The following is a 22,010-nucleotide window of genomic DNA, read 5'->3' as shown; positions in this document are numbered from 1 at the left end:
CGTAGGGGTCTTACACACTCAACATAGGTTAGCCTCACCATAATTCAAGAGTAAAGATCTGTGAGCCTCGGCACGCACATTCGCTTCGGAAACCAACCCGCGCGAGGTTCCCGGGGATAGGGTTCCGTAACCTAAGATCTGAAATCCCTGCGAGCCAAGACCAGGAGTTCGATCCACTAGTGACCATGACCGACACGCCCGGGAGCGAACATCCGCGCGGACCCAGCGAGAACTACGGACGACGTGTCGTACCCCGGGGGCCGGCGCCCGTCCGATTGCGCGTCCTTGCCGCACTGTTCGATGTCGCGATCATTGCGCTCCCACTCGTAATCGGCTGGTACATAGTCCAGTCCTTGCAGGACGACAACGGCGGCGGTGAAGCTGATCGCGCAGTCTTCGGCGGCACAGCAATCGCCATCGCTATCGGACTTCTCATCTGGAACCTCGGATTCCGCGACGGCACGAGCGGCCGAACCTCCGGAAAAGGTTGGGTCGGCCTGATCACCCGGGATGCACAGACCAAGCAGCCCGTCGGTGTCAGACGCGCACTCCTGCGCCCGATCAACCGATCCGGAATCGAAGTTGTCCGCGAAAGCACCGCTCGCGACGAGGGGTTCGCCGAACTCGAGCGCGACAACTCGGTATCAGCCACCCGCAGGCGTCGTCTCATCGGTCTTGCGGTTCTGACCGTCCTCCTGGTGTTGGTCATGCTTGCCAGCATCGCAGTCGGAGCGCGTCCGCTGACTTTTTCCGAAATCTTCCATGCAATCTTCAGTTCCGACGGGTCACAGACCGACATCATCGTGCGAACACTGCGCGCGCCGCGAACAATCCTGGGCTTGGTGGTCGGCATCGCGCTGGGAATCGTCGGCGCACTCATCCAGGGTCACACCCGAAATCCCCTTGCCGACGCCGGCCTACTCGGTCTCAATGCCGGCGCTGCGTTTTTGGTGGTCATGTCGATCTACCTGTTCGGATTCACCGCACCGAGTCAGTACATGTGGTTTGCGTTTGCTGGTTCGTTCATCGCGAGCGTTGTCGTCTTCGGTCTGTCATCCATCGGCAACGGAGGTTCGAGTCCGCTCAGTCTTGCTCTCGCCGGAGCCGCTGTCGCATTCTTCCTCCAGGCCATGACCAATGCGGTCATCATCCTCGACCAGGCAAGTCTCGACGCGTACCGCTTCTGGGTGGTCGGTTCGGTGTCCGGACGCGGATTCGACGTGTTGTGGCAGGTGCTTCCTTTCCTACTCGTCGGCCTCGTCATTGCTCTCGCGAGTACGCCCGGACTCAACGTCCTCAGTCTCGGAGACGACGTAGCCAAAGCGCTCGGAACCAACATCGTGTTCAGTCGCACTCTCGGCATTGTCGCGATCACCTTGCTGACCGGCGCCGCCACCGCGGCCTGCGGACCTATCGCCTTCATCGGCCTGGTCGTGCCACACGTGGCCCGGGCCATCACCGGTCCTGATTACCGCTGGCTCGTCCCGTACGCGGGTCTGCTCGGCGCGATCATGTTGATCACCGCCGACATCATCGGACGCGTTGTCGTCCGTCCGGGTGAGCTACAGGTCGGAATCATTCTGGCGATCTTCGGTGCGCCGTTCTTCATCGCTCTCGTACGGCGCAGGAAGTTGGCAAGTCTGTGACCATCACACAAGGCAAAGTTCTCCGGGGTGAACCTGGTGTGCTCCCCCGAACGGTTCCCTCCCGCAGAGCGATTCGTGTCGGTTCGTTCTCACTGGTGTATCGCCCGCTCGCGGTGTCGGTGTGCGTTACACTGACCGCCGCTTTGTTCGCGCTGATCTGCCTGAGCGTTGGACGCGGCGACTACCCGATCTCCATCCCTGACGTGATTTCAGTTCTGTTCGGCGGAGGCAACAAAACCCAGAACCTCATCGTCTTCGATCTCCGCTTGCCCCGGTCGCTGACAGCACTGTTCATCGGTATGGCACTTGGCATCGCCGGCGCCATCACTCAGACCATCGCGCGCAATTCACTCGCAAGTCCGGACATCCTGGGCATCACCGCGGGTTCCAGCGCCGCAGCCGTCGCGCTGATCGTTCTCGGTGGCGGCGGGTCGTTTGTAGGTCTACTTGCAACACTGGGCATTCCGTTGGCAGCACTGGCGGGCGGGCTACTGACCGCTGTGGTCATCTACACGCTGGCATGGCGCAAAGGCGTCGAGGGATTCCGCCTGATCCTGATCGGCATCGGCGTCAACGCCATGTTGGTCGCAACGACGGGATGGCTCTTGATCTCAGCCGACATCAACGATGCGTCCCGCGCGCAGGTATGGCTGAACGGTTCGCTGAACGGCGCGACCTGGAATCAGATGTGGCCGGTTGCCGTCGCGGTGGTTGTTGTCGGTGGATACGCCGTGATCGCGTCGTTCACCATGGGCGCACTGCGACTGGGCGAGGACAATGCGACGTCTCTGGGCGTGCGCCTGCAGTCGTCGCAGGCCAAGCTTCTGCTCTCGTCCGTCGCGTTGGCTGCGATCGCCACCGCCGCTGCCGGACCGGTGGGCTTTGTCGCCCTGGCTGCTCCGCAGGTCGCGATGCGCTTGGTGCGATCTGCCGGTCCCCCGATCGTGGCGTCGGCGCTCACCGGCGCCGTGCTCGTTGTCGGCAGTGACGTTATCGCTCGCACGGTTCTACCCGTCGAATTGCCCGTCGGCATCGTGACATCAGCGCTCGGCGGACCGTTCCTGCTCTACCTCTTGGTTCGTAACAATCGGAAGGTCACAGCATGACCACGTTGTCCCAGTCCGTCGACGCCCCCGCACGGCTCGTCGCAAAGGATCTCACCCTGGGGTACGGGGATCGCATCATCGTCGACGGTCTTGATCTCGAAATCCCGACCGGCGTGATCACAACGGTCATCGGACCGAACGGCTGCGGCAAGTCGACACTCTTGCGTGCTCTGGGACGACTGCTCAAGCCCAAGAGTGGGTCGGTTGTGTTGGACGGCAAGGCAATCAGCTCGATGAAGACCAAGGACGTCGCACGAGTCCTTGGCATGCTGCCGCAAACTCCTGTCGCTCCCGAAGGGTTGACCGTCGCCGATCTGGTTGCGCGTGGCCGCCATCCCCACCAGACGTGGATCCGGCAATGGTCGGCAGACGACGAAGGCGAAGTGGCTCAGGCCCTCGAGTTGACCGGGGTTTCCGACCTTGCCGATCGCCCGGTCGATCAACTGTCCGGCGGTCAGCGGCAGCGCGCGTGGATCTCGATGGCGCTCGCCCAGGGCACAGACATCCTTCTACTCGACGAACCCACGACCTACTTGGATCTTGCGCACTCCATGGAGGTTCTCGACCTCGTCGATCAATTGCACGAGGAGATGGGCCGCACTGTGGTCATGATCCTGCACGATCTCAATCTGGCAGTGCGCTACAGCGACCACCTGATCGTGATGCGGGACGGCGCCATCGTCGCCTCCGGCGTTCCGAAGGACATCATCTCGGCGGAATTGCTCCTCGACGTGTTCGGCCTCGAAGCCGCTGTCATCGACGATCCGGTTTCGGATCGCCCGCTGATCGTGCCCATCGGAACTCGACACGTTTTCGGTACTGTCGGCGGGCCGGCCGCAAGGCCTTCCTGACGGCATTCACTCATCGACCGATAATCGTCCGCACCAACTTCACTCCCTGACCGAAGGACACGGTCGGCAGGTACGCCCGCCCCACTGCGTTGCCGATACTCGGCAGCGCGGCAGGATCGGCGAACACCATGTGCATGGGCACATAGCGCGGCTGGAACTTCGATTTGAAGGCCAGCAGCGAGCGAAAGCCGTACACGGGTTCGAGGGTGCGCCCCAAGAATTCGAGCACGTTGTCCATCACGCCGGACAATGTCATCGCTTCCGGCTCAATCGAATTCGAGCCGTCATCCGTTGCGACCTTCGCGAGCGGCGCACCCGAGAGGCTCAGGAATTCGACTCCTTCGGATTCCAAGCTCAGGGCCGCCGACGCGATCAGGAACTCCATGGTCGGTCTGAAACCCTCGGAGCGTCGCCGCATGAAGTCGAGACTCCAGCCCACAATTCGGCCGTCACGGTAGACAGGCAGCCATGACGTGACACCGTGAACTGTGCGTTCCTCGTCGATCGCGATCAGGCACCGCACGTTGTCGTCGTCGATCTCGTTGAGTCCGCCGAGCGTGAAGCCCATTTCCGGCATTCCCTTGTCTGCGACCCATTCCTCGGAAATCGCGACAATCTGATCCTTGACTGCGATGGCGGCGTGCGGATAGTTGATCCATTCGGCCGTGATACCGGACTTCTTCGCCCGGTTCAACGCCGTTCGAATGTCCTGGAATCGTTTACCGGTGAACGCGATCTCGCCCAGATCGAGAATCGTTTCCTCGGCAACCTGCAGGCCGCTCCACCCCATCGAATCCGTAATCGCTCGAACGTCGTCGGTGACCGAGTAGAAGCACGGAATCCAGCCGTTGGCCGTGGCGAATTCTGCAAATTCGCTGATGGTGTCTCGCATCCGATCAGGTGGCCCCACCGGGTCGCCGGTAGTCAGTGCAACCCCGGAAATAACCCGGTAAGCAACGTAACTCGAGCCGTCCGACGAGAACCAGAAGGTGTTTCCCGTCCACGTCGTCATCCACGACAGCGGGCTTCCGGTTCCCGCGATCAGCATCCCTCGGGCGCGCGCGGCGTCCCGCGGATCAAGTGCGTCGACGGGTTTGCGGAACGTCACGAACACGAGAATCGATGCGGCCACCCAGAACACGACTCCTGTCCATTCGAACAACAGAGTCGCTTCGATGTCGACGGGCAGTAGCCGCGGGTCAACCAGTTGCAGATAGACGGGCGGCACCAACCGTTGCGGGAAATCCGCCAGGAGCATCGCGACGCTCGGTTCACGGTCGAACCCGTGGCGCGCAACCATCCCGCCGCCCACATACACCGCGATCAGGCCGGCCAGCAGCGCTAACAGTGAGACAGCCAATTTGCGATAGGTTCCCGCCGGAGCGGACACGTCGAAGAATCGCCGTGTGAGGATCAGCATGATCAACACGAACAGTGGGGTGAGGAACGGCACCAACGTCCGATACACGTTGGGGTCGGCGATGCCGTAGAACAAGCTCTCGCTGTCTGCTGCGTCGACGAACCGGATGACGAAGTTCCCGATCGAGAGAATCAACAGAATCACCTGCGCGCACACGGTGGCGATCCAGGCGAAGCGTCGGCCGCGCCGCAAACCGTCGCTGAGCACGAGCACGAAGATCGAGGGCATGAGTGAGAGCAACGTCGGCCCGATCCCCGACAAACGCAGTTCCAACAATCCGCGTCGGCAATCCGGATCGGTCGACGACTCGGCGCACAGGTCGCGGACCTCGGCCACTGTCCACGGAACACCGCGGAACAGATCACGGAGAACAGCCAAGGGTCCCACTGCCTCCGGGGAGAGTGCCGCGATCATCGGCCCGATCGCACTCGCCGCGACAACTATCGCCACCAGCACGCGGCCTTCCCGCTGAGTCCCGACGATTCGGTCACCTCGCGCGGACCTACCGACGATCCACGCACCGATCACCAACCCGACCACACCCGCGAAGAGTCGGATGACGTCCTGAAGTTGCCCACTGAACAACGCGAGCGTGATGGTGAGAGCGAGAACGCCCACGCGGATGCGTCGACGCCACAGCGTGCCCATGTTCGCGGTCGCGACCATGAGAGCACCCACGACCCACGCGCTGGCGCCCACGGCGACTCCCGAGTGGAGGCGAAACCCCCAGCTGGCGTCGACAACCTTGGCCAGCGACGCCCACCCCAGCCCGAGTATCACGCCGAGTATCTGGGTTGTCACGGCTGCAATCGCGAGTTTCACGGTGCCCATGCGTCGCTCGAGGGGTGCGGCGACAACGAACAACAGTACGGTCGCGCCGATGTACCGCAGAAGATTGCCCTCCCACAGCGCAGATGTCAGCGGTGTCCATAGTCGCCCGTGTTGCAGCGAACCCATTCCGGCGGCAATCTGGTGAGCCAGCGATCTCGACGGCCCGTGCACTAGGCTTCCCGTCGCCGCACCCAGAACCCACGTAATGACCACGAGCGACGTCGTCATCGGTGCATCCCGAATTCCGAAACGAACAAGCTCGCGGGCTTTACCCCCGTACGCCGACAGTCGGGTCGAGAGATGCGTGGACTCCGAGGAACTGTCGATCTTCATCTGCGCGCGACTACTTTCTACTGATCGACTCTGCACTGCCGTGGCCACGGTCTCGATCCACGTTATCTGTCCTACAGCTCACTATGTCCAATACCACACTCATTGATTCGCCCTTACTACTACCAGTAGTACGTATTTCGTCGTGGAAGTCCGTAGAATCGAAGAATGGCAGGTCTAGGTGAACTCGAACGCGCGGTCATGGATCATTTGTGGTCTACAACCGAACCCCAAACTGTGCGACAGGTACATGAAGCACTCGCAACTCATCGCGAACTGGCGTACACGACGGTCATGACCGTCCTGCAACGACTCGCGAAGAAGCACCTGGTGATTCAGCAACGTGACGATCGCGCCCATCGCTACCTCCCGGTGAACAAGCGTGAAGAGTTGGTCGCGAGCCTGATGGTCGATGCTCTGGCTCAGGCGCCGGAATCCGACGGTCGGGCGGCAGCCCTGGTTCACTTCGTCGGCCAGGTCAATGCCGACGAGGCTGACGCGCTACGCGAAGCACTTGCCGCTCTCGAGGTGCGCGAATCCGCGAAAAAAGATGTGCGGCCGTAGATTTTCTAGGCCTATCTGATTTCTTCGTGCATGATGACTAGGTCATGAACGCCACCACTGCACTGGTTTTCGGAATCCTCGCGTTGTTGCTCGCGGGTCCGGTACCAGCACTCCTGAGCCGCTCTACGTGGCCGTACCGGGCGCCGCGCGCGGCTCTCGTCCTGTGGCAGGCCATCGCGCTTGCCGCGGTGTTGTCAGCTTTCAGCTCGGGCTTGGCAATTGCCAGTCAGCTCCTGGTTCCAGGACCGGACGGACGACCGACCACTGCGCCGACCGCTGAGATCGACGCTCTTGGTTTGCCCCTGTGGATCCTGTACGTCGTGGTGTTTGCGCTCACCCTGCTTATCGGCGCGAAACTGATTTTTTCGATCCTGCAAGTGGGTGTGCGAACTCGGCGTCGACGCGCACGCCATCGCATCCTCGTGGATCTACTCGACGACTGCGCCATGCCTGCCGCAGTGGAGCGCACCCCGGACCTGCGTGTTCTCGATGTCGAAGAACCCATCGCGTACTGCCTGCCCGGAATACGCCAGCGGGTGGTCCTGAGCCAAGGAACGTTGCAGAACCTCGATCATGCCGAGGTCAAGGCAATTCTCACGCACGAGCGTTCACACCTGCGTGCGCGTCACGATCTCGTTCTCGAAGCGTTCACCGCGGTCAACCATGCGTTTCCCCGGTTCGTTCGTAGCAAGTCCGCCCTCGGATCCGTCCAATTGCTGGTCGAGTTGCTGGCCGACGATTCCGCGGTTCGCGTTACGGGCCCGACTCCCCTGGCCCGGGCACTGGTCGCGTGTGCAGGTTCGACCGCACCGCGCGGCGCCATGGCAGCCGGCGGTCCGTCGACGCTGATTCGTGTCCAGCGACTCTCGTCTGATGCTGCCGATCCCCGTGTTGCGGTATGTGCCTATCTTGCCGCGATCACGATTCTGGTAGTCCCCACCGTTGCCGTCGCCGTGCCGTGGCTCACCGAACTTCGCTTACTTCTCAACGCGTACTAAAGTCTTGACCAGCAGAACACGCTGTAGTAGTGCAGGTCACACGCGGGGTTACCTGACTTCCCGGCATCGGGTGGCGTACAGTAGAGCCCGGCCACCATCGTGGTTCATCAACATTTAACGGCACACAGCCCAATTCCCCGCAGTATGCGTTCGGATTGCCAGGTGACATGTGCCCTGGCTCGTCCCTTTGCGAACTGTGTCGTGTGTTCAAGCATGGCTTCTTCCGCTCCGCGACGTGCCCGTAGTCCGGAGAGGTTTCCGCGTGACCAACGCTGTCCAAATGTCGTCTTCTGAGAACATCATCGAAGACGTTGTAGTAACAACCGTCACTGAAGACAAAGCTGCCACCGACGCAGTTTCAGCTGAGCCCACCATCACTTTTGCCGAAATCGGCCTGCCCGAGCAGCTTGTTGCCGCTCTGGCCCGCAACTCCATCACCAGCCCGTCGCCCATCCAGGCTCAGTCCATCCCGGACGCACTTGCCGGCACCAACGTTCTGGGCCGCGCACAGACCGGATCGGGTAAGACCCTGGCCTTCGGTCTGCCGATGCTGACCCGCCTGTCGCGCCACGAAGACCGTCCGGCCGCCAAGCGTCCTCGCGCACTCGTCCTGGTCCCGACCCGTGAACTTGCTTTCCAGGTGGTCGACTCCCTGAACTCCTACGCCGGCGCCCTCGGACTCACGGTGCGTCCCGCCGTCGGTGGTACTCCGTTTGCCAAGCAGGTCGACCAGCTCCGCCGCGGCGTCGACGTCCTCGTCGCTACGCCGGGCCGTCTCGGCGACCACCTGCGCCAGGGCACCTGCATCCTCGACTCGGTGGAAATCACCGCACTCGACGAAGCCGATCAGATGGCGGACATGGGCTTCCTGCCCGAGGTTCGCTCGATCCTCGGCGAGACCCCTGCCGACGGACAGCGTCTACTGTTCTCCGCAACCCTCGACCGTGAGGTCCAGTCGCTGGTTCGTCAGTTCCTGGCCAACCACGTCACCCACTCCACCGAAGACGGCCGCGCGAGCGTCGACACGATGGAGCACTACGTACTCCTGGTCGATCGTGGACAGAAGGACGCGGTTCTCGCTGAAATCGGCGCCCGCGACGGACGCACCATCATGTTCGCCCGCACCAAGCTCGGTTGCGAAGGCATCACCGATCGCCTCCGCGCAGTCGGAATTGCCGCAGAGTCCCTGCACGGCGGCAAAGCACAGAACCAGCGCACCCGCGTCCTCGAGCGTTTCAAGAACGGCCGAACTCCCGTCCTTGTCGCCACTGACGTCGCAGCCCGCGGCATCCACGTCGACGGCATCGACCTCGTTGTGCATGTCGATCCCCCGGCCGATCACAAGGACTACCTTCACCGCGCAGGCCGTACGGCTCGCGCCGGCGAGAAGGGAACCGTCGTCGCGATCGTTCTGCCGAACCAGAAGCGTCAGTTCAAGCGCCTGACCGGAATGGCGGGCGTCAACGCCGCTGCTGTTCCCGTCACCCCGGGTTCCGCCGAGCTGGCTCGCATCACCGGAGCCAAGAAGCCCACCGGAGAACCGTTGCGCGAGAGCTCTTCTCGTGGCGAGCGTTCTTTCGGCGACCGCGGTGGTTCACGTGGTTACCAGGGCAACCGTGAAGGTGGCTACCAGGGCAACCGCTCTTCCGGCGGCTACCAGGGAAATCGTTCGTCGGGTGGATACCAGGGCAACCGCGACAGCAGTGACCGTGGCGGATACCAGGGCAACCGCTCAAGCGGCGGCTACCAGGGTGATCGTTCTTCCGGTGGATACCAGGGCAACCGCGACACCAGTGACCGTGGCGGATACCAGGGCAACCGCTCAAGCGGCGGCTACCAGGGTGATCGTTCCTCGGGTGGATACCAGGGCAACCGCTCGTCAGGTGGCTACCAGGGCAACCGCGACGGTGAAAGCCGCGGCGGCTACCAGGGCAACCGCGACAGCCGCCCGTCCTACGGAGACCGCGACAGCCGCCCCTCCACCGGCTACCAGGGCAACCGCTCCTCGGGTGGATACCAGGGCAACCGCGACAGCAGCGACCGCGCAGGCTCGACCAGCGGCGGCGGATTCCGCAGCCGTACGGATCGTCGTAGCTACGACGGCTTCGACGGACCGAAGCGCGATCAGCGGTAATACGCTCGCTGAGCTGCGGCTCACCAACTGAATATTGATCACACTCCGGCCACGCCGGAAGCTGTATCGAGACGGATGCAGGTCACTGCAATAAAGTGATCTGCATCCGTGTTTTGTATGCACGGTCTGATGTTCACGCGCGTCGCGGCCGCACAGTTTTTCGGCTGCGCACAGCGCAGGATTTCACAGCCGCGGACCGAGAGGGAAAGCTGTAAGCATGTCAACCACTAGCACCGAATCACCCCGGGCACAGATCGGCGTCACCGGACTGGCCGTCATGGGTTCGAATATTGCCCGCAATTTCGCCCGCCACGGTCACACCGTTGCCTTGCACAACCGCAGCATCGCGAAGACCGATGCGTTGATCGCCGACCATGGTTCCGAGGGCGACTTCGTGCGCACGGAGACTGTCGAAGAATTTGTTGCCGCGCTGCAGAAGCCGCGTCGCGTGCTGATCATGGTCAAGGCCGGAGCGCCGACCGACGCTGTGATCGAAGAGCTCGCCAATGCAATGGAGCCGGGCGACATCATCATCGACGGCGGTAACTCGCTGTACACGGACACGATTCGCCGTGAGGCCGCCATCCGTGCGCGCGGACTGCACTTTGTCGGCGCTGGTATCTCCGGTGGCGAAGAAGGCGCTCTCAACGGTCCCTCGATCATGCCGGGCGGTCCGAAGGAGTCCTACGAGGCTCTCGGCCCCCTTCTCGAGTCCATCTCCGCTCACGTCGACGGCACCCCGTGCTGCACGCATATCGGTCCCGACGGCAGCGGACACTTCGTCAAGATGGTGCACAACGGCATCGAGTACGCCGACATGCAGCTCATCGGCGAGGCGTACAACCTCTTCCGTGACGCTCTGGGTTACGACGCCGGCCAGGTCGCCGACGTCTTCACCGAGTGGAACAAGGGCACTCTCGAGTCGTACCTGATCGAGATCACAGCCGAGGTTCTGCGTCAGGTGGACGCCGAGACGGGCAAGCCGTTGGTCGACGTCATCGTCGACGCGGCGGAGCAGAAGGGCACGGGCCGCTGGACGGTCAAGTCCGCTCTGGATCTCGGTGTGCCGGTTACCGGCATCGCCGAGGCGGTGTTCGCTCGCGCACTCTCCGGTAGCCGCACGCAGCGCGCCGCAGCTCAGGCGCAGGGCTTGGCTTCGGGTTCGCTCGGTGACAAGCCGGCCGATGCCGAGCAGTTCGCCGCGGACATCCAGGCAGCGCTGTATGCGTCGAAGATCGTGGCGTACGCGCAGGGCTTCGACCAGATCGCGGCTGGTAGCGCCGAGTACAACTGGGACGTCAAGCCTGCCGACCTGGCAACGATCTGGCGCGGTGGTTGCATCATCCGGGCGCAGTTCCTCAACCGCATCAAGGACGCGTTCGACGCTGATCCGTCGCTGCCGAGCTTGATTCTGGCTCCGTACTTCCGTGAAGCCATCGAAGCGGGAATCGACAGCTGGCGTCGTGTTGTCGCCACCGCGACGATGCTCGGCATCCCGGTGCCGGCGTTTGCTTCGTCGCTGTCGTACTACGACGGTCTGCGCGCGGAGCGTCTCCCGGCGGCGTTGACTCAGGGTCAGCGCGACTTCTTCGGCGCTCACACCTACGAGCGCATCGACAAGCCCGGCAAGTTCCACACGTTGTGGAGCGGCGACCGTAGCGAAATCGAGGCCTGATTCACACCCGGTATCGGTAGACGCGGTCACCTGCGTCTACCGATACCCGGTAGCCTGGACAAATGCCGAAATCGACGATCGACTCGCCCACGTCTACCGAAGGGCGCTCGTTCATCGACCTCGGAATCCCTGCTGTGATGGTGCACGCACTGCGCCGAAACGGGATTGATGCCCCGTTCCCCATCCAGGCTGCCACCATTCCCGATGTGCTGGCAGGCCGCGACGTTCTGGGCCGTGGCGCGACGGGTTCCGGCAAGACCTTGGCTTTCGGGCTTCCCATGCTGGTGCGCCTCAAGGGCGGCGCGAGTAAACGCAATCGCCCCCGCGGATTGGTGCTCGCTCCCACCCGCGAACTGGCCATTCAGATTCACAAAGCGCTCGACGACGCGGCGACCGAGGTCGGCTTGCGGGTAGCGAGCGCGGTGGGCGGTGTCCCGATCAAGCGTCAGGCCGACATTCTGGCGCGCGGCGTCGATCTGCTGATTGCCACGCCTGGCCGTCTCCTCGATCTGCTCGAACAGAAGTCGGTGATCCTCGACGACGTTGTGATCACCACGATCGACGAGGCCGACCACATGGCTGACATGGGCTTTATCGACGAAGTCGCCAAGATTCTCGACACGACGCCGAAAGATGGTCAACGCCTTCTCTTTTCGGCAACGCTGGACGGCAAGGTCGACGATTTGGTCGCGGGCTACCTGCGCAACCCGGCATCGCATGCCACCGCTCCCCCGGTTGCAACGGTCTCGACCATGGAACATCACCTGCTCTTCGTGGACCAGGTGGACAAGAGATCCGTTGTCGCACATATCGCTTCGCGTGCTGGTCGCACCATCATGTTCGTCAAGACCAAGCACGGTGTCGATCGTCTTGCGCAGCAACTGCATTTGATCGGCGTATCCGCCGGAGCCCTGCACGGCGGAAAGACGCAGAACAACCGGACCAAGACCCTCGCCTCGTTCTCGGACGGCACGACGCCGGTCCTGGTTGCCACAGACGTCGCGGCCCGCGGTATCCACGTCGACGACGTCACGCTGGTTGTCCATGTCGATCCGCCTGCCGAGGCCAAGGATTACCTGCACCGCGCCGGTCGTACCGCCCGAGCAGGTGAATCGGGTGTTGTCGTCACCATCGTGACCGATGAAGAACGCGCAGGGGTCGAGAAGCTGACCAAGGCGGCCGGTGTGAAGGTTCACAGCGTTCGGGTCCGTCCCGACGACCTGGAGCTCACCCGCATCACCGGGGCCATGGAGCCGACGGGGATCCCCGTCGCAGCGCCCGACACGACCGTCGAGGTCACACATACAGCCAAGCGTGGGCGTCAGGAACACGACACCGCGGGCCGCACAGCTGCTGGTGGTCGGATGAAGAAGGACGGTGACAAGCGCGCTGTTGCGTCGCGCCGGGTCACCGATCCCAAGTCGGTGAAGAAGATCCGCGCCGACGGCACTCCCGTCCCCACGCGTTCGGAGCGCCTCGCATCCAAGGGGCTCACGCCGCGCCGCGGAACAGGTACACCCAATTCCGGTCGCCCGTCTGCCGGAAAAGCCGGAGGCAAACGCGCACACTGAGATCTATGGGCGATCTTCCACTGATCTCGATCATCTGCGCACTCGCTGCCGCACTGCTCTTCGCGTGCGCGTCGGTAGCTCAACAGCGGGCCGCTTCGTCGGTGTCCGAGGGCGACGCGCTGGTGGCGTCGTTGATGCGAAGTCCCCGGTGGTGGGCCGGCTTGATCGGCGACGGCGGCGGTTATGTCATGCAGGCCCTCGCGCTGGCACTCGGTTCGGTGTTGGTGGTGCAGCCGTTGATCGTGTCGTCCTTGCTGTTCGCTCTGCCGCTGTCGGCAAAGTTCTCGGGAATCCGGATCACTCGGACGGCCTGGACGTTTGCGGTCATGCTGGCGATTGCCCTGGCCGTGTTCCTCGTTGTCGGTGATCCCACCGAGGGTGACAGTAATGCGCCGTGGTCGGACTGGGCGGTGCCGCTGGCGATCACGGTCGGTGTGGCCGTCGTTGCCACCATCGGCGGCTTGTCCAAACTCGATGCCGGTTGGCGCGCACTGCTTCTCGGAGCCGCAGCGGGCATCTACTTCGGTATAGCCGTCGCGTTCACGAAATACGTGACCGAGCTTCTGGAGCACGGTTTTGTCGGCGTCGTGAGCGCGTGGCAGACCTGGGCTCTCATCGCGTCGGGTGCTATCGGCGTGTATGTGCAGCAACGAGCGTTCCAGGTGGGTCCGTTGTCTGCGTCGTTGCCGGCCTTGACCATCGGCGAACCCATCGCGGCAGTGTTCCTGGGCATGACGGTTCTCGACGAGCGTCTACGGGTCGAGGGCTTTGGGATTGCCGTCATCGGTTGCGCGGTGGCAGTCATGATCGTCACCACCATCGCGCTTTCGCGGTCGCAAGGGCGCGAAACAATCGGCGTAACTGCGCCGTCGCCGGTAAGCTCGTGAAACGTGCAGTTCCTCGAAGGGCAACGCCCCCCATACGACCTGACCTACGACGATGTCTTCCTCGTCCCCAACCGGACTGACGTGACGTCCCGATTCGACGTCGATCTTGCGTCGGCCGACGGCTCGGGAACCACCATTCCCGTGGTCGTCGCCAATATGACCGCAGTGGCAGGTCGCCGAATGGCCGAAACTGTCGCCAGGCGCGGCGGGTTGGTGATCATTCCTCAGGACGTCCCCACCGAAGCAGTCGCCGAGACGGTGGCGTTCGTGAAGAGCCGTCATCTCGTGGCCGACACTCCGGTGACCCTGAGCCCCGAGGACGCTGTCTCCGACGCGTTGGCCTTGCTGCCCAAACGGGCGCACGGCGCGGTTGTAGTCGTCGAGGACGGCAAGCCGCTCGGCGTTGTCACCGAAGCTGCCTGCGCCGACGTCGACAGGTTCACTCGCCTTCGTACCGTCGCGATCACCGACTTCGTCACCGCACCGGTCAGCGCAACACCGCGTGAGGTGTTCGAACTGCTCGAAACCAAGCACGATCCGCTTGCCGTCATCGTCAACGACGACGGCACCCTCGCGGGCGTCCTGACTCGTACGGGCGCAATTCGTGCCGGAATCTACGACCCAGCTGTGGATGCCAACGGCGCGCTACGGATTGCCGCTGCGGTCGGCGTCAACGGCGATGTGGGTGCCAAGGCCAAAGCGCTGGTCGACGCCGGTGCCGACGTCATCGTCGTCGATACCGCCCACGGGCATCAGCAGCGCATGATCGACGCGCTGACCACGCTCAAGGCCCTGGATCTCGGTGTGCCGCTGGTGGCCGGAAACGTGGTCTCCGCGCAGGGCACCCGCGATCTCATCGCCGCGGGCGCCGACATCGTCAAGGTCGGTGTCGGCCCGGGCGCGATGTGCACGACACGCATGATGACCGGCGTCGGTCGACCGCAGTTCTCGGCTGTGGCCGAATGCGCCGCAGCAGCACGCGAATTGGGTAAACACGTGTGGGCTGACGGCGGAGTACGGCACCCGCGTGATGTTGCTCTGGCTCTGGCTGCTGGTGCGTCGAACGTCATGATCGGCTCGTGGTTTGCCGGCACGTACGAGTCGCCGGGCGATCTCAAGGTCGATCAGGCCGGCAACGCGTACAAGGAGAGCTTCGGTATGGCGTCCAAGCGCGCCGTTGCTGCGCGCACCGCCACCGAGACGGCTTTTGATCGCGCCCGCAAGGGATTGTTCGAGGAAGGCATCTCGAGTTCACGGATGCGACTTGATCCCGAGCGTCCCGGCGTCGAGGATCTGATCGACCAGATCTGTTCCGGTGTCCGCAGTACCTGCACGTATGCCGGGGCGCGCTCGCTAGAGGAACTGCACGACAAGGCAGTCCTCGGCGTGCAATCTGCAGCCGGATTTGCCGAGGGACGGCCGCTTCCCGTCGGCTGGTGAATCGGTAATTGTGACGAACGGCGGGTGCTCGGCTCCCAATGCCCGGGCACTCGCCGGTATCATCGAACCTGGAAACAACAAATGAAAACTCGGTCGGGTGCCAAGCGGCAACCCGACCGAGCCCGCTAGAGCCGAGCAGTCGTCGGCCCGACGAAAGGAACCCGGTGCCCGAGGCACCCACACACTTACCCGGCGCAACACCCGTCGTCATATCCGAGGAATCATCTGATTCCGCTGGTTCGGAGGGCTCCTCTAGCGAGCCGGGAGACAAACCCGGCGCACTTCGCTCTCCACTTGGGTGGCGATGATCGATGGACATCGCATTCACCATTCTCAGCCTGCTCGGCTTCATCGCACTGACCGCAGGCACCGCCCTCTTCGTGGCGGCAGAATTCTCACTTACCGCGCTCGAGCGCAGCACCGTCGACGAAGCTGCACGTGACGGCGACCTCCGTTCGCGTCAGGTCCAGCACGCGCACAAGACGCTCTCGTTTCAGTTGTCCGGCGCGCAGCTCGGCATCACGATCACCACACTCATCACCGGTTACCTGGCCGAGCCCGTTCTCGCCCGGTTCATCACCCCGGTCATGAAGGCCATCGGGCTGAGCGAATCAGCATCGTCCACAACGTCATTGATCCTCGCCCTGGTTATCGCGACTTCGTTCTCGATGATTTTCGGTGAGCTTGTCCCCAAGAACCTGGCGATTTCCAAGCCGATGCCGACGGCCCGCGCCACAGCCGGTTTGCAAGCCGGTTTCTCCCTGGTCTTCAAGTGGGCGATCAACGGTCTCAACGGAACCGCCAACGTGATCGTCAGGCGCCTGGGCATCGAACCTGCTGAGGAACTCCGCTCGGCGCGTTCCCCGCAGGAACTCGGCTCGCTGGTCCGCACGTCGGCGCAGCGCGGATCCATCGACGAGGGCACTGCGCTTCTGGTCAACCGGTCGTTGCAGTTCGGTGACCGCACAGCGGAAGAACTCATGACACCGCGTGTGAAGATCGAATCACTCGAGCTGTCCGATACCGTCGCCGATCTCATCGTGACGGCGTCCCGTACCGGCTACTCGAGGTTCCCCGTTGTTCGCGGCGACCTCGACGACACCGTCGGAGTTGTTCACATCAAACACGCGTTCACGGTTCCCGCCGAACGACGACGCACGACGCGAGTCGACAGTCTCGCTCAGCGCGTGCCGGTCGTCCCGTCGAGCCTCGACGGTGACGCCGTCATGGAACGCATCCGCTCGGACGGCATGCAGGTCGCACTCGTGGTCGACGAATACGGCGGAACCGCCGGCATCGTCACCATGGAAGACCTCATCGAGGAAATCGTGGGCGACGTGCGCGACGAGCACGACGAACCGGAACTCGACGTCCAGCGCGTCGGCGACGGGTGGTCCTGCTCCGGACTCCTGCGCATCGACGAAGTCACCTCCGCTACCGGGTACACCGCGCCCGAAGGCGATTACGACACCCTCGGTGGCTTGGTGCTCACCGAATTGGGACGGATACCCGACGAGGGCGACGAAGTGGCATTGCCCGACGTCGACGCGTCCGGCGATCACCGTGGCAAGTGGATTGCGCGAGTCACCTCGATGGACGGCCGTCGTATCGACCGCGTGACCATCACTCCGGTCCCCGGCGATGTCGAACCCGAATCAGCAGCAGAACGCACCAAGGAGTCCGACGATGAATAACCTTCTCGGCGTTCTCCTCACCGTTGTACTGCTGGCCGGTAACGCATTTTTTGTCGGCGCGGAATTCGCGCTGATTTCTGCTCGCCGCGACCGCCTCGAAGCGTTGGTCGCTCAGGGCAAGAAGCGGGCACTCACCGTCATCAAGGCCGGCGAGAACCTGTCGCTGATGCTGGCCGCGGCGCAGCTCGGCATCACGATCTGTTCGATCCTTCTCGGTAAGGTCGCCGAACCCGCCATCGCGCATCTCCTCGAGGTGCCGATGGAAGCGGCCGGTCTGCCCGACGGATTGCTACATCCGATTTCGTTTGCGATCGCACTGTCCCTCGTGGTCGTGTTGCACATCCTGCTCGGTGAGATGGTGCCCAAGAACATCGCGCTGGCAGGGCCGGAGAAGACCGCGATGCTGCTCGTGCCGATCCATCTTGCGTTCATCAAGATTGCGCGCCCGCTCATCGCGTTCTACAACATCTGTGCAAACGGCATTCTGCGTCTGTTGCGAGTCGAGCCGAAGGACGAACTCGATGTCACCGTTTCGGCGGTGGAGTTGTCCGCGATGATCGGTGAATCACGATCCGAAGGGCTCATCGACGCCGAAGAGCACCGGCGATTGAAGCAGGCCCTCGAATCGACCGATCGCACGGTGTCGGAAGTGCTGATCACTCTCGACAAGGTGCGCACCATCCCGCTCACCCCGACCGGCACCACTCTGGGCGACATCGAGCGGGCCGTCATCGAGACGGGCTATTCGCGCTACCCCGTCCGAGCTGCCGACGGCACTCTGGCCGGATACGTGCACCTCAAGGACGTGCTCGACGAGGTTCTCGACGAAGCTGCCGGGCCGGATACCGTCGTACCCACGTCGGATATTCGTCCGTTGCCCGTCATTCCGCTCAGCACGCCGCTCGCCGAGGCGTTGGCAGGCCTGCGCCGTGCCAGCTCACACCTCGGTGCCGTCACCGATGCCGACGGCGTTGTCATCGGCATCGTGGCATTGGAAGACCTCCTCGAGGAGTACGTCGGCACCGTCCGTGACGGCACTCACCGCGGAACCGATGCGGTTCCGGGACAACGGAACAACTGATCCATGACACGTTCGGTGGAAACACTCGCCCTCGCGCACAGCGAGTGGACGGCTCGGCAAGCGCTGCACTTCGAGAAAGTGGAGCAGCTTGTCGGGCCGCACCGGACGCGTCGTAGTGCCGGTATTTCTCATCCGGTGCACGATTTCCTGTTCACGTACTACAACTTCAAGCCCGCGCAGCTTCGACGCTGGCACCCCGGCTACGGCGTAGCACTGGAAGCCGGGTCCGAGTACGCAGAGTTCTCGGGGTATCGCGTCGACGAATCCGGTTGCGCGAGCGTCGACCGATCGGTGCTCGAGCGTCGACTGCACACTGTCGAATTCGTGTGGAATCTGTTGAACCAGACTTCTTCGCGCCCCGCAGTGCTCGGCTGCTTCGGCTTGCACGAGTGGGCGATGGTGTACCGAGGCGGCGAGGAAGCCATTCGCCATCAGTCTGTTCCCCTGCGACTGGGATTCGCGGGCACCGACGCGGTCGTGGAATCCTTACCCCTCAAATGCACTCACTACGACGCATTCCGGTTTTTCACACCGGACGCGGCTCCGAAAAATGCGCTCAACCTGATTCGCGAAACGCAGATCGACTACGAGCAACCAGGATGCCTGCACGCCGGGATGGATCTCTACAAATGGAGCTTCAAACTTCTGCCGCTTGTCGATTCCGACCTGGTGATGGCGTGCTTCGAGCACGCGCTCCTGGCACGTGAACTCGACATGCGTGCCAGTCCCTACGATCTGCGCGAATACGGATACTCCCCCATCGCCATCGAAACACCGGCGGGCCGAGCCGAATACGTGCGCCAGCAACAGCAATTGGCGGACAGGGCTGCCCCGCTGCGCGCTACGCTGACCGAACGGTGCCGGGACCTGCTCGGTCGCTGAACTCCCGAAAGGCATCGTATGGACCACGGTTACGGGTTCTATCTGGACGAATACCAGCGCGACGTCGGTGCGCACGTTCACTCCTCGATCACTTGTCCCGAGTCCGGGGGTTACCTCTCGGCGCACCTACCGGTGTTCGACCTCGCTGCCGGATCGGTGGCCGCGTTTGCGTCGGCGATAGACCGCTCGCCCCTGCTTGATCGCGTGCCATGGACCCTCGATCCCGAACGCATTGCCGCGTCCTTCTCCAGTGACCGATTCCTGCGGATAGGCGGACAACCCGTCGACGCGTTCTCGGGTTACTCGGGCTTCTTTGCCGCCCGCGACGGCTGGGTGCGCACCCACGGCAACTACCCGCACCACCGCGACCGACTGCTGTCCATCCTCGACCTGGATTCCAGTGCAACCAAAGACGATGTAGCGCAACGGATATCCGCGATCGATGCGATCGAGATAGAACAGCGCGCCGCCGATGTCGGCGCTATCGCAGTCCGTGTCCGTACCGAGAACGAATGGCGCCTGAGCGAGCAGTACGCCACGGCACGGTCGGCGCCGCTCGTGTCCGTCCGAGCCCGGGAGACCGAAGGAACACCCAGGCATTCGACCCGACCGCGCGTTCTGGACCTCACCCGAGTCATTGCCGGACCTGTCGCAACACGCGCTCTGGCCTTACTCGGTGCCGACGTCCTTCGCCTGGATCCCCCGGGTATGCCGGAAATCGAATGGCAGCACCTGGATACGGGTCACGGAAAGCGATCAGCGCTTCTCGACCTGAAGAGCTCCGAAGGCGCCGCACGTTTCCGCGAACTTCTCGACACCGCCGATGTGCTGGTGACCGGGTACCGGCCAGGTGCGCTCGAGGCACTCATCGGGCACGAACTCCCCGCACACCTGGTTCACGGACGGGTCAGCGCGTGGGGGTGGGACGGTCCATGGGCAGATCGACGCGGGTTCGACTCCATCGTGCAAGCCGCGTCGGGGATCTCGTTCCTCGAAGGTGGCGACAAGCCTGGTGCGCTCCCTGCCCAAGCGCTCGACCACGCCACGGGATACTTCCTCGCGGCCGCTGTCGTGGACGCGTTGACCTTGCGGAGAGAGGACGGGCGCGGTCGCGACGTCGACGTGGCACTAGCTGGAACCGGGGTCCGACTGCTCGATGCTCCGGGGCGAACCCTGCAACCTGAGCCGGCAAGGACACCAGGGCCAGATGTTGTTGTCACACATGATGAAGTCACCACCGCGCGGCCGGCGCTTGCCGAGTTCGACGACTATCCGCGACCAGCACAGCGGTGGGGCACGGACGTTGCCACGTGGGTGCACTGAGATAGTGACGCATACAGGGCAAGATGGACATGTGAAGTCGCATACGTACACCCTGGATCTGCAGTGGACAGGCGATCTGGGAACCGGAACCTCCAGTTCACAAGCCTATTCGCGTGACCATTCCGTTTCAGCTGCGGGCAAACCCGAACTCCTCGGCAGTTCCGATCCCGCTTTTCGCGGCGACCCGGAGCGGTGGAACCCCGAAGAAATGCTCGTCGCCTCGCTCGCACAGTGCCACATGCTCTGGTACCTCGGACTGGCAGCGGCTGCCGGAATCGTTGTGCTCGACTACACGGATCAACCTGTCGGCACGATGATCGAGGAGGCGGACGGTGACGGCCAATTCATCGAAGTGACCTTGCATCCAACGGTTTTGGTGTCCGACGCGTCGATGGTCGACAAAGCGGAGGCTCTGCACGGCCCCGCTCACGCGAAGTGCTTCATCGCGCGGTCCGTGAACTTTCCCGTCCTGAACTCGCCTACCACGGTGGCGGCTACGGATGAATAGCCGACACAAGCTGATTGTCGACGTCGACACCGGCATCGATGACTCACTCGCTCTGCTCTATCTGCTTGCCAGCCCCGAAGCCGAAATACTCGGCATCGCGAGTACAGCGGGAAATGTTCCCGTGGAGCAGGTCGCGGCCAACAATCTCAACTGGCTGGAACTGTGCGGGGCCCCTGATATCGAGGTGGCGCTGGGCGCCACCGTTCCCCTGGTGATCCCGCTACGGACCACTGAGGAAACCCACGGACCGCAAGGCATCGGTCACGCGGTACTCCCCGATTCCGGGCGAGAGCTTTCAGTACGCACCGCCACCGAACTGTGGGTGGACCTGGTTCGTGAATATCCCGGTCAGATCACCGGTCTGGTGACCGGTCCACTGACGAATCTTGCCCTCGCGATCCGGATCGAACCCGACCTCCCGCGTTTGCTGAATCGTTTGGTCGTGATGGGCGGTTCGTTCAACTACCCGGGAAACACCACGCCCACCGCCGAATGGAACGTCTCTGTCGACCCGCATGCGGCCAAGGAAGTGTTCGACGCGTTTTCTGGTGTCCCGGCGCACCGGCGTCCGATCATTTGTGGGCTCAATGTCACCGAGTCGATCGAGATGTACCCGGAACACGTCCGCCGGCTTGCCGAAGCGGCGGCAAGTGCCCCCGAGGAGATCATTTCTCCGGACGACGGACCCGACGTCCGCAGTTCCGCGTCCAACAGCGTCATTCGGCATCTGTCCGATGCGATCCGTTTCTACATGGAGTTCCATCGGGAGTACGACCAGGGGTTCCTCGCTCACATGCACGACCCGTTTGCTGCCGCGATTGCCCTTGACCCGACGATGGCCACACTGAGGCCGGCAACCGTGGATGTGGAAACGGAGAGCCCACTTCTGATCGGAACCACCGTCGCAGACTGGGTCGGACACTGGAAACGTGACCCCAATGCGGACATTGCTGTCAGCACTGATCCGGTGAAGTTCTTCGATGAACTTGTCCAACGGGTGGGACGGTTCGCTCGCGCCGTGGGTTGAAATTCGCTGTCAACGGTTATGCTCGCTAGGAACAGAACCCAC

General features: G+C 63.0%; 17 protein-coding genes. 16 read left to right on the top strand and 1 reads right to left on the bottom strand.

The window, feature by feature from the left end; genetic code table 11:
• Positions 1-185 precede the first annotated feature (185 nt).
• Genes V2B23_RS03135 through V2B23_RS03125 form a run of 3 tightly spaced genes read left to right on the top strand, consistent with a single transcriptional unit; the run spans position 186 to position 3,603 of the window.
• Positions 186-1,646 (top strand): FecCD family ABC transporter permease, encoded by a 1,461-nt coding sequence (locus tag V2B23_RS03135; protein WP_430948971.1) that lies wholly within the window; start codon positions 186-188, stop codon positions 1,644-1,646.
• Positions 1,647-1,648: 2 nt separating this feature from the next.
• Positions 1,649-2,752 carry a FecCD family ABC transporter permease gene (locus V2B23_RS03130; protein ID WP_430949175.1) on the top strand — a complete coding sequence of 368 codons (1,104 nt, stop codon included), beginning with the start codon at positions 1,649-1,651 and terminating at the stop codon, positions 2,750-2,752.
• The gene (locus tag V2B23_RS03125; RefSeq protein WP_430948970.1) at positions 2,749-3,603 is read left to right on the top strand and encodes an ABC transporter ATP-binding protein; all 855 of its coding nucleotides are present in this window, start codon (positions 2,749-2,751) and stop codon (positions 3,601-3,603) included. The genes V2B23_RS03130 and V2B23_RS03125 overlap by 4 nt, the downstream gene beginning before the upstream one ends.
• Positions 3,604-3,613: 10 nt before the next feature.
• Here V2B23_RS03125 and V2B23_RS03120 read toward each other — a convergent pair whose 3' ends face one another.
• Positions 3,614-6,187, bottom strand: a complete 2,574-nt coding sequence (locus V2B23_RS03120) for a rhomboid family intramembrane serine protease (RefSeq protein ID WP_430948969.1) — start codon at positions 6,185-6,187, stop codon at positions 3,614-3,616.
• A gap of 165 nt (positions 6,188-6,352) precedes the next feature.
• On the opposite strand from V2B23_RS03120, the gene V2B23_RS03115 reads away from it, so the two are divergent.
• The 13 genes from V2B23_RS03115 to V2B23_RS03055 all read left to right on the top strand — a co-directional run bounded on the left by V2B23_RS03115 (position 6,353) and on the right by V2B23_RS03055 (position 21,968).
• Entirely contained in the window at positions 6,353-6,748 is a 396-nt protein-coding gene (locus V2B23_RS03115) for a BlaI/MecI/CopY family transcriptional regulator (protein WP_033232050.1), read from the top strand.
• A 44-nt stretch (positions 6,749-6,792) separates the two neighbouring features.
• Positions 6,793-7,746, top strand: coding sequence for a M56 family metallopeptidase (locus V2B23_RS03110; protein WP_430948968.1), 954 nt, complete (start codon positions 6,793-6,795; stop codon positions 7,744-7,746).
• 280 nt (positions 7,747-8,026) lie between these two features.
• On the top strand, positions 8,027-9,880 hold the full coding sequence (locus V2B23_RS03105; RefSeq protein WP_430948967.1) for a DEAD/DEAH box helicase: 1,854 nt from the start codon (positions 8,027-8,029) through the stop codon (positions 9,878-9,880).
• 217 nt (positions 9,881-10,097) lie between these two features.
• A complete protein-coding gene (gene gndA, locus V2B23_RS03100) occupies positions 10,098-11,555 on the top strand; it encodes an NADP-dependent phosphogluconate dehydrogenase (protein WP_033232053.1) in 1,458 nt (485 codons plus the stop codon).
• A 62-nt stretch (positions 11,556-11,617) separates the two neighbouring features.
• Positions 11,618-13,126, top strand: a complete 1,509-nt coding sequence (locus tag V2B23_RS03095; RefSeq protein WP_430948966.1) for a DEAD/DEAH box helicase — start codon at positions 11,618-11,620, stop codon at positions 13,124-13,126.
• A gap of 5 nt (positions 13,127-13,131) precedes the next feature.
• Positions 13,132-14,013: a DMT family transporter gene (locus V2B23_RS03090; protein WP_430948965.1), complete on the top strand. Its 882-nt coding sequence runs from the start codon at positions 13,132-13,134 to the stop codon at positions 14,011-14,013.
• 3 nt (positions 14,014-14,016) lie between these two features.
• Positions 14,017-15,453, top strand: coding sequence for a GuaB1 family IMP dehydrogenase-related protein (locus tag V2B23_RS03085; protein WP_430948964.1), 1,437 nt, complete (start codon positions 14,017-14,019; stop codon positions 15,451-15,453).
• Between the two features lie 311 nt (positions 15,454-15,764).
• Positions 15,765-17,147 (top strand): hemolysin family protein, encoded by a 1,383-nt coding sequence (locus V2B23_RS03080; protein WP_430948963.1) that lies wholly within the window; start codon positions 15,765-15,767, stop codon positions 17,145-17,147.
• Positions 17,140-18,228, top strand: a complete 1,089-nt coding sequence (locus V2B23_RS03075; RefSeq protein ID WP_430948962.1) for a hemolysin family protein — start codon at positions 17,140-17,142, stop codon at positions 18,226-18,228. Before V2B23_RS03080 ends, V2B23_RS03075 begins: the two co-directional genes overlap by 8 nt.
• A 3-nt stretch (positions 18,229-18,231) precedes the next feature.
• A complete protein-coding gene (locus V2B23_RS03070) occupies positions 18,232-19,110 on the top strand; it encodes a 3-methyladenine DNA glycosylase (protein ID WP_430948961.1) in 879 nt (292 codons plus the stop codon).
• A gap of 18 nt (positions 19,111-19,128) precedes the next feature.
• Positions 19,129-20,433, top strand: a complete 1,305-nt coding sequence (locus V2B23_RS03065; RefSeq protein WP_430948960.1) for a CoA transferase — start codon at positions 19,129-19,131, stop codon at positions 20,431-20,433.
• 31 nt (positions 20,434-20,464) lie between these two features.
• Positions 20,465-20,941 (top strand): OsmC family protein, encoded by a 477-nt coding sequence (locus V2B23_RS03060; protein ID WP_430948959.1) that lies wholly within the window; start codon positions 20,465-20,467, stop codon positions 20,939-20,941.
• Positions 20,934-21,968, top strand: coding sequence for a nucleoside hydrolase (locus tag V2B23_RS03055; protein WP_430948958.1), 1,035 nt, complete (start codon positions 20,934-20,936; stop codon positions 21,966-21,968). The genes V2B23_RS03060 and V2B23_RS03055 overlap by 8 nt, the downstream gene beginning before the upstream one ends.
• Positions 21,969-22,010 lie beyond the last annotated feature (42 nt).

It is taken from the genome of Rhodococcus sp. 24CO (assembly GCF_050586165.1).
Classification (GTDB): Bacteria; Actinomycetota; Actinomycetes; order Mycobacteriales; family Mycobacteriaceae; genus Rhodococcus_F.
Note: the sequence above shows the minus strand (reverse complement) of the source record. Positions and strands in the feature narration are given on the sequence as shown.

Coding starts and splice junctions, on each gene's coding strand:
- V2B23_RS03075 (WP_430948962.1), top strand. CDS start 17,140: ATGAATAACCTTCTCGGCGTTCTCCTCACCGTTGTACTGCTGGCCGGT.
- V2B23_RS03115 (WP_033232050.1), top strand. CDS start 6,353: ATGGCAGGTCTAGGTGAACTCGAACGCGCGGTCATGGATCATTTGTGG.
- V2B23_RS03095 (WP_430948966.1), top strand. CDS start 11,618: ATGCCGAAATCGACGATCGACTCGCCCACGTCTACCGAAGGGCGCTCG.
- V2B23_RS03105 (WP_430948967.1), top strand. CDS start 8,027: ATGTCGTCTTCTGAGAACATCATCGAAGACGTTGTAGTAACAACCGTC.
- V2B23_RS03070 (WP_430948961.1), top strand. CDS start 18,232: ATGACACGTTCGGTGGAAACACTCGCCCTCGCGCACAGCGAGTGGACG.
- V2B23_RS03090 (WP_430948965.1), top strand. CDS start 13,132: ATGGGCGATCTTCCACTGATCTCGATCATCTGCGCACTCGCTGCCGCA.
- V2B23_RS03125 (WP_430948970.1), top strand. CDS start 2,749: ATGACCACGTTGTCCCAGTCCGTCGACGCCCCCGCACGGCTCGTCGCA.
- V2B23_RS03110 (WP_430948968.1), top strand. CDS start 6,793: ATGAACGCCACCACTGCACTGGTTTTCGGAATCCTCGCGTTGTTGCTC.
- V2B23_RS03120 (WP_430948969.1), bottom strand. CDS start 6,187: ATGAAGATCGACAGTTCCTCGGAGTCCACGCATCTCTCGACCCGACTG.
- gndA (WP_033232053.1), top strand. CDS start 10,098: ATGTCAACCACTAGCACCGAATCACCCCGGGCACAGATCGGCGTCACC.
- V2B23_RS03135 (WP_430948971.1), top strand. CDS start 186: ATGACCGACACGCCCGGGAGCGAACATCCGCGCGGACCCAGCGAGAAC.
- V2B23_RS03055 (WP_430948958.1), top strand. CDS start 20,934: ATGAATAGCCGACACAAGCTGATTGTCGACGTCGACACCGGCATCGAT.
- V2B23_RS03065 (WP_430948960.1), top strand. CDS start 19,129: ATGGACCACGGTTACGGGTTCTATCTGGACGAATACCAGCGCGACGTC.
- V2B23_RS03080 (WP_430948963.1), top strand. CDS start 15,765: ATGGACATCGCATTCACCATTCTCAGCCTGCTCGGCTTCATCGCACTG.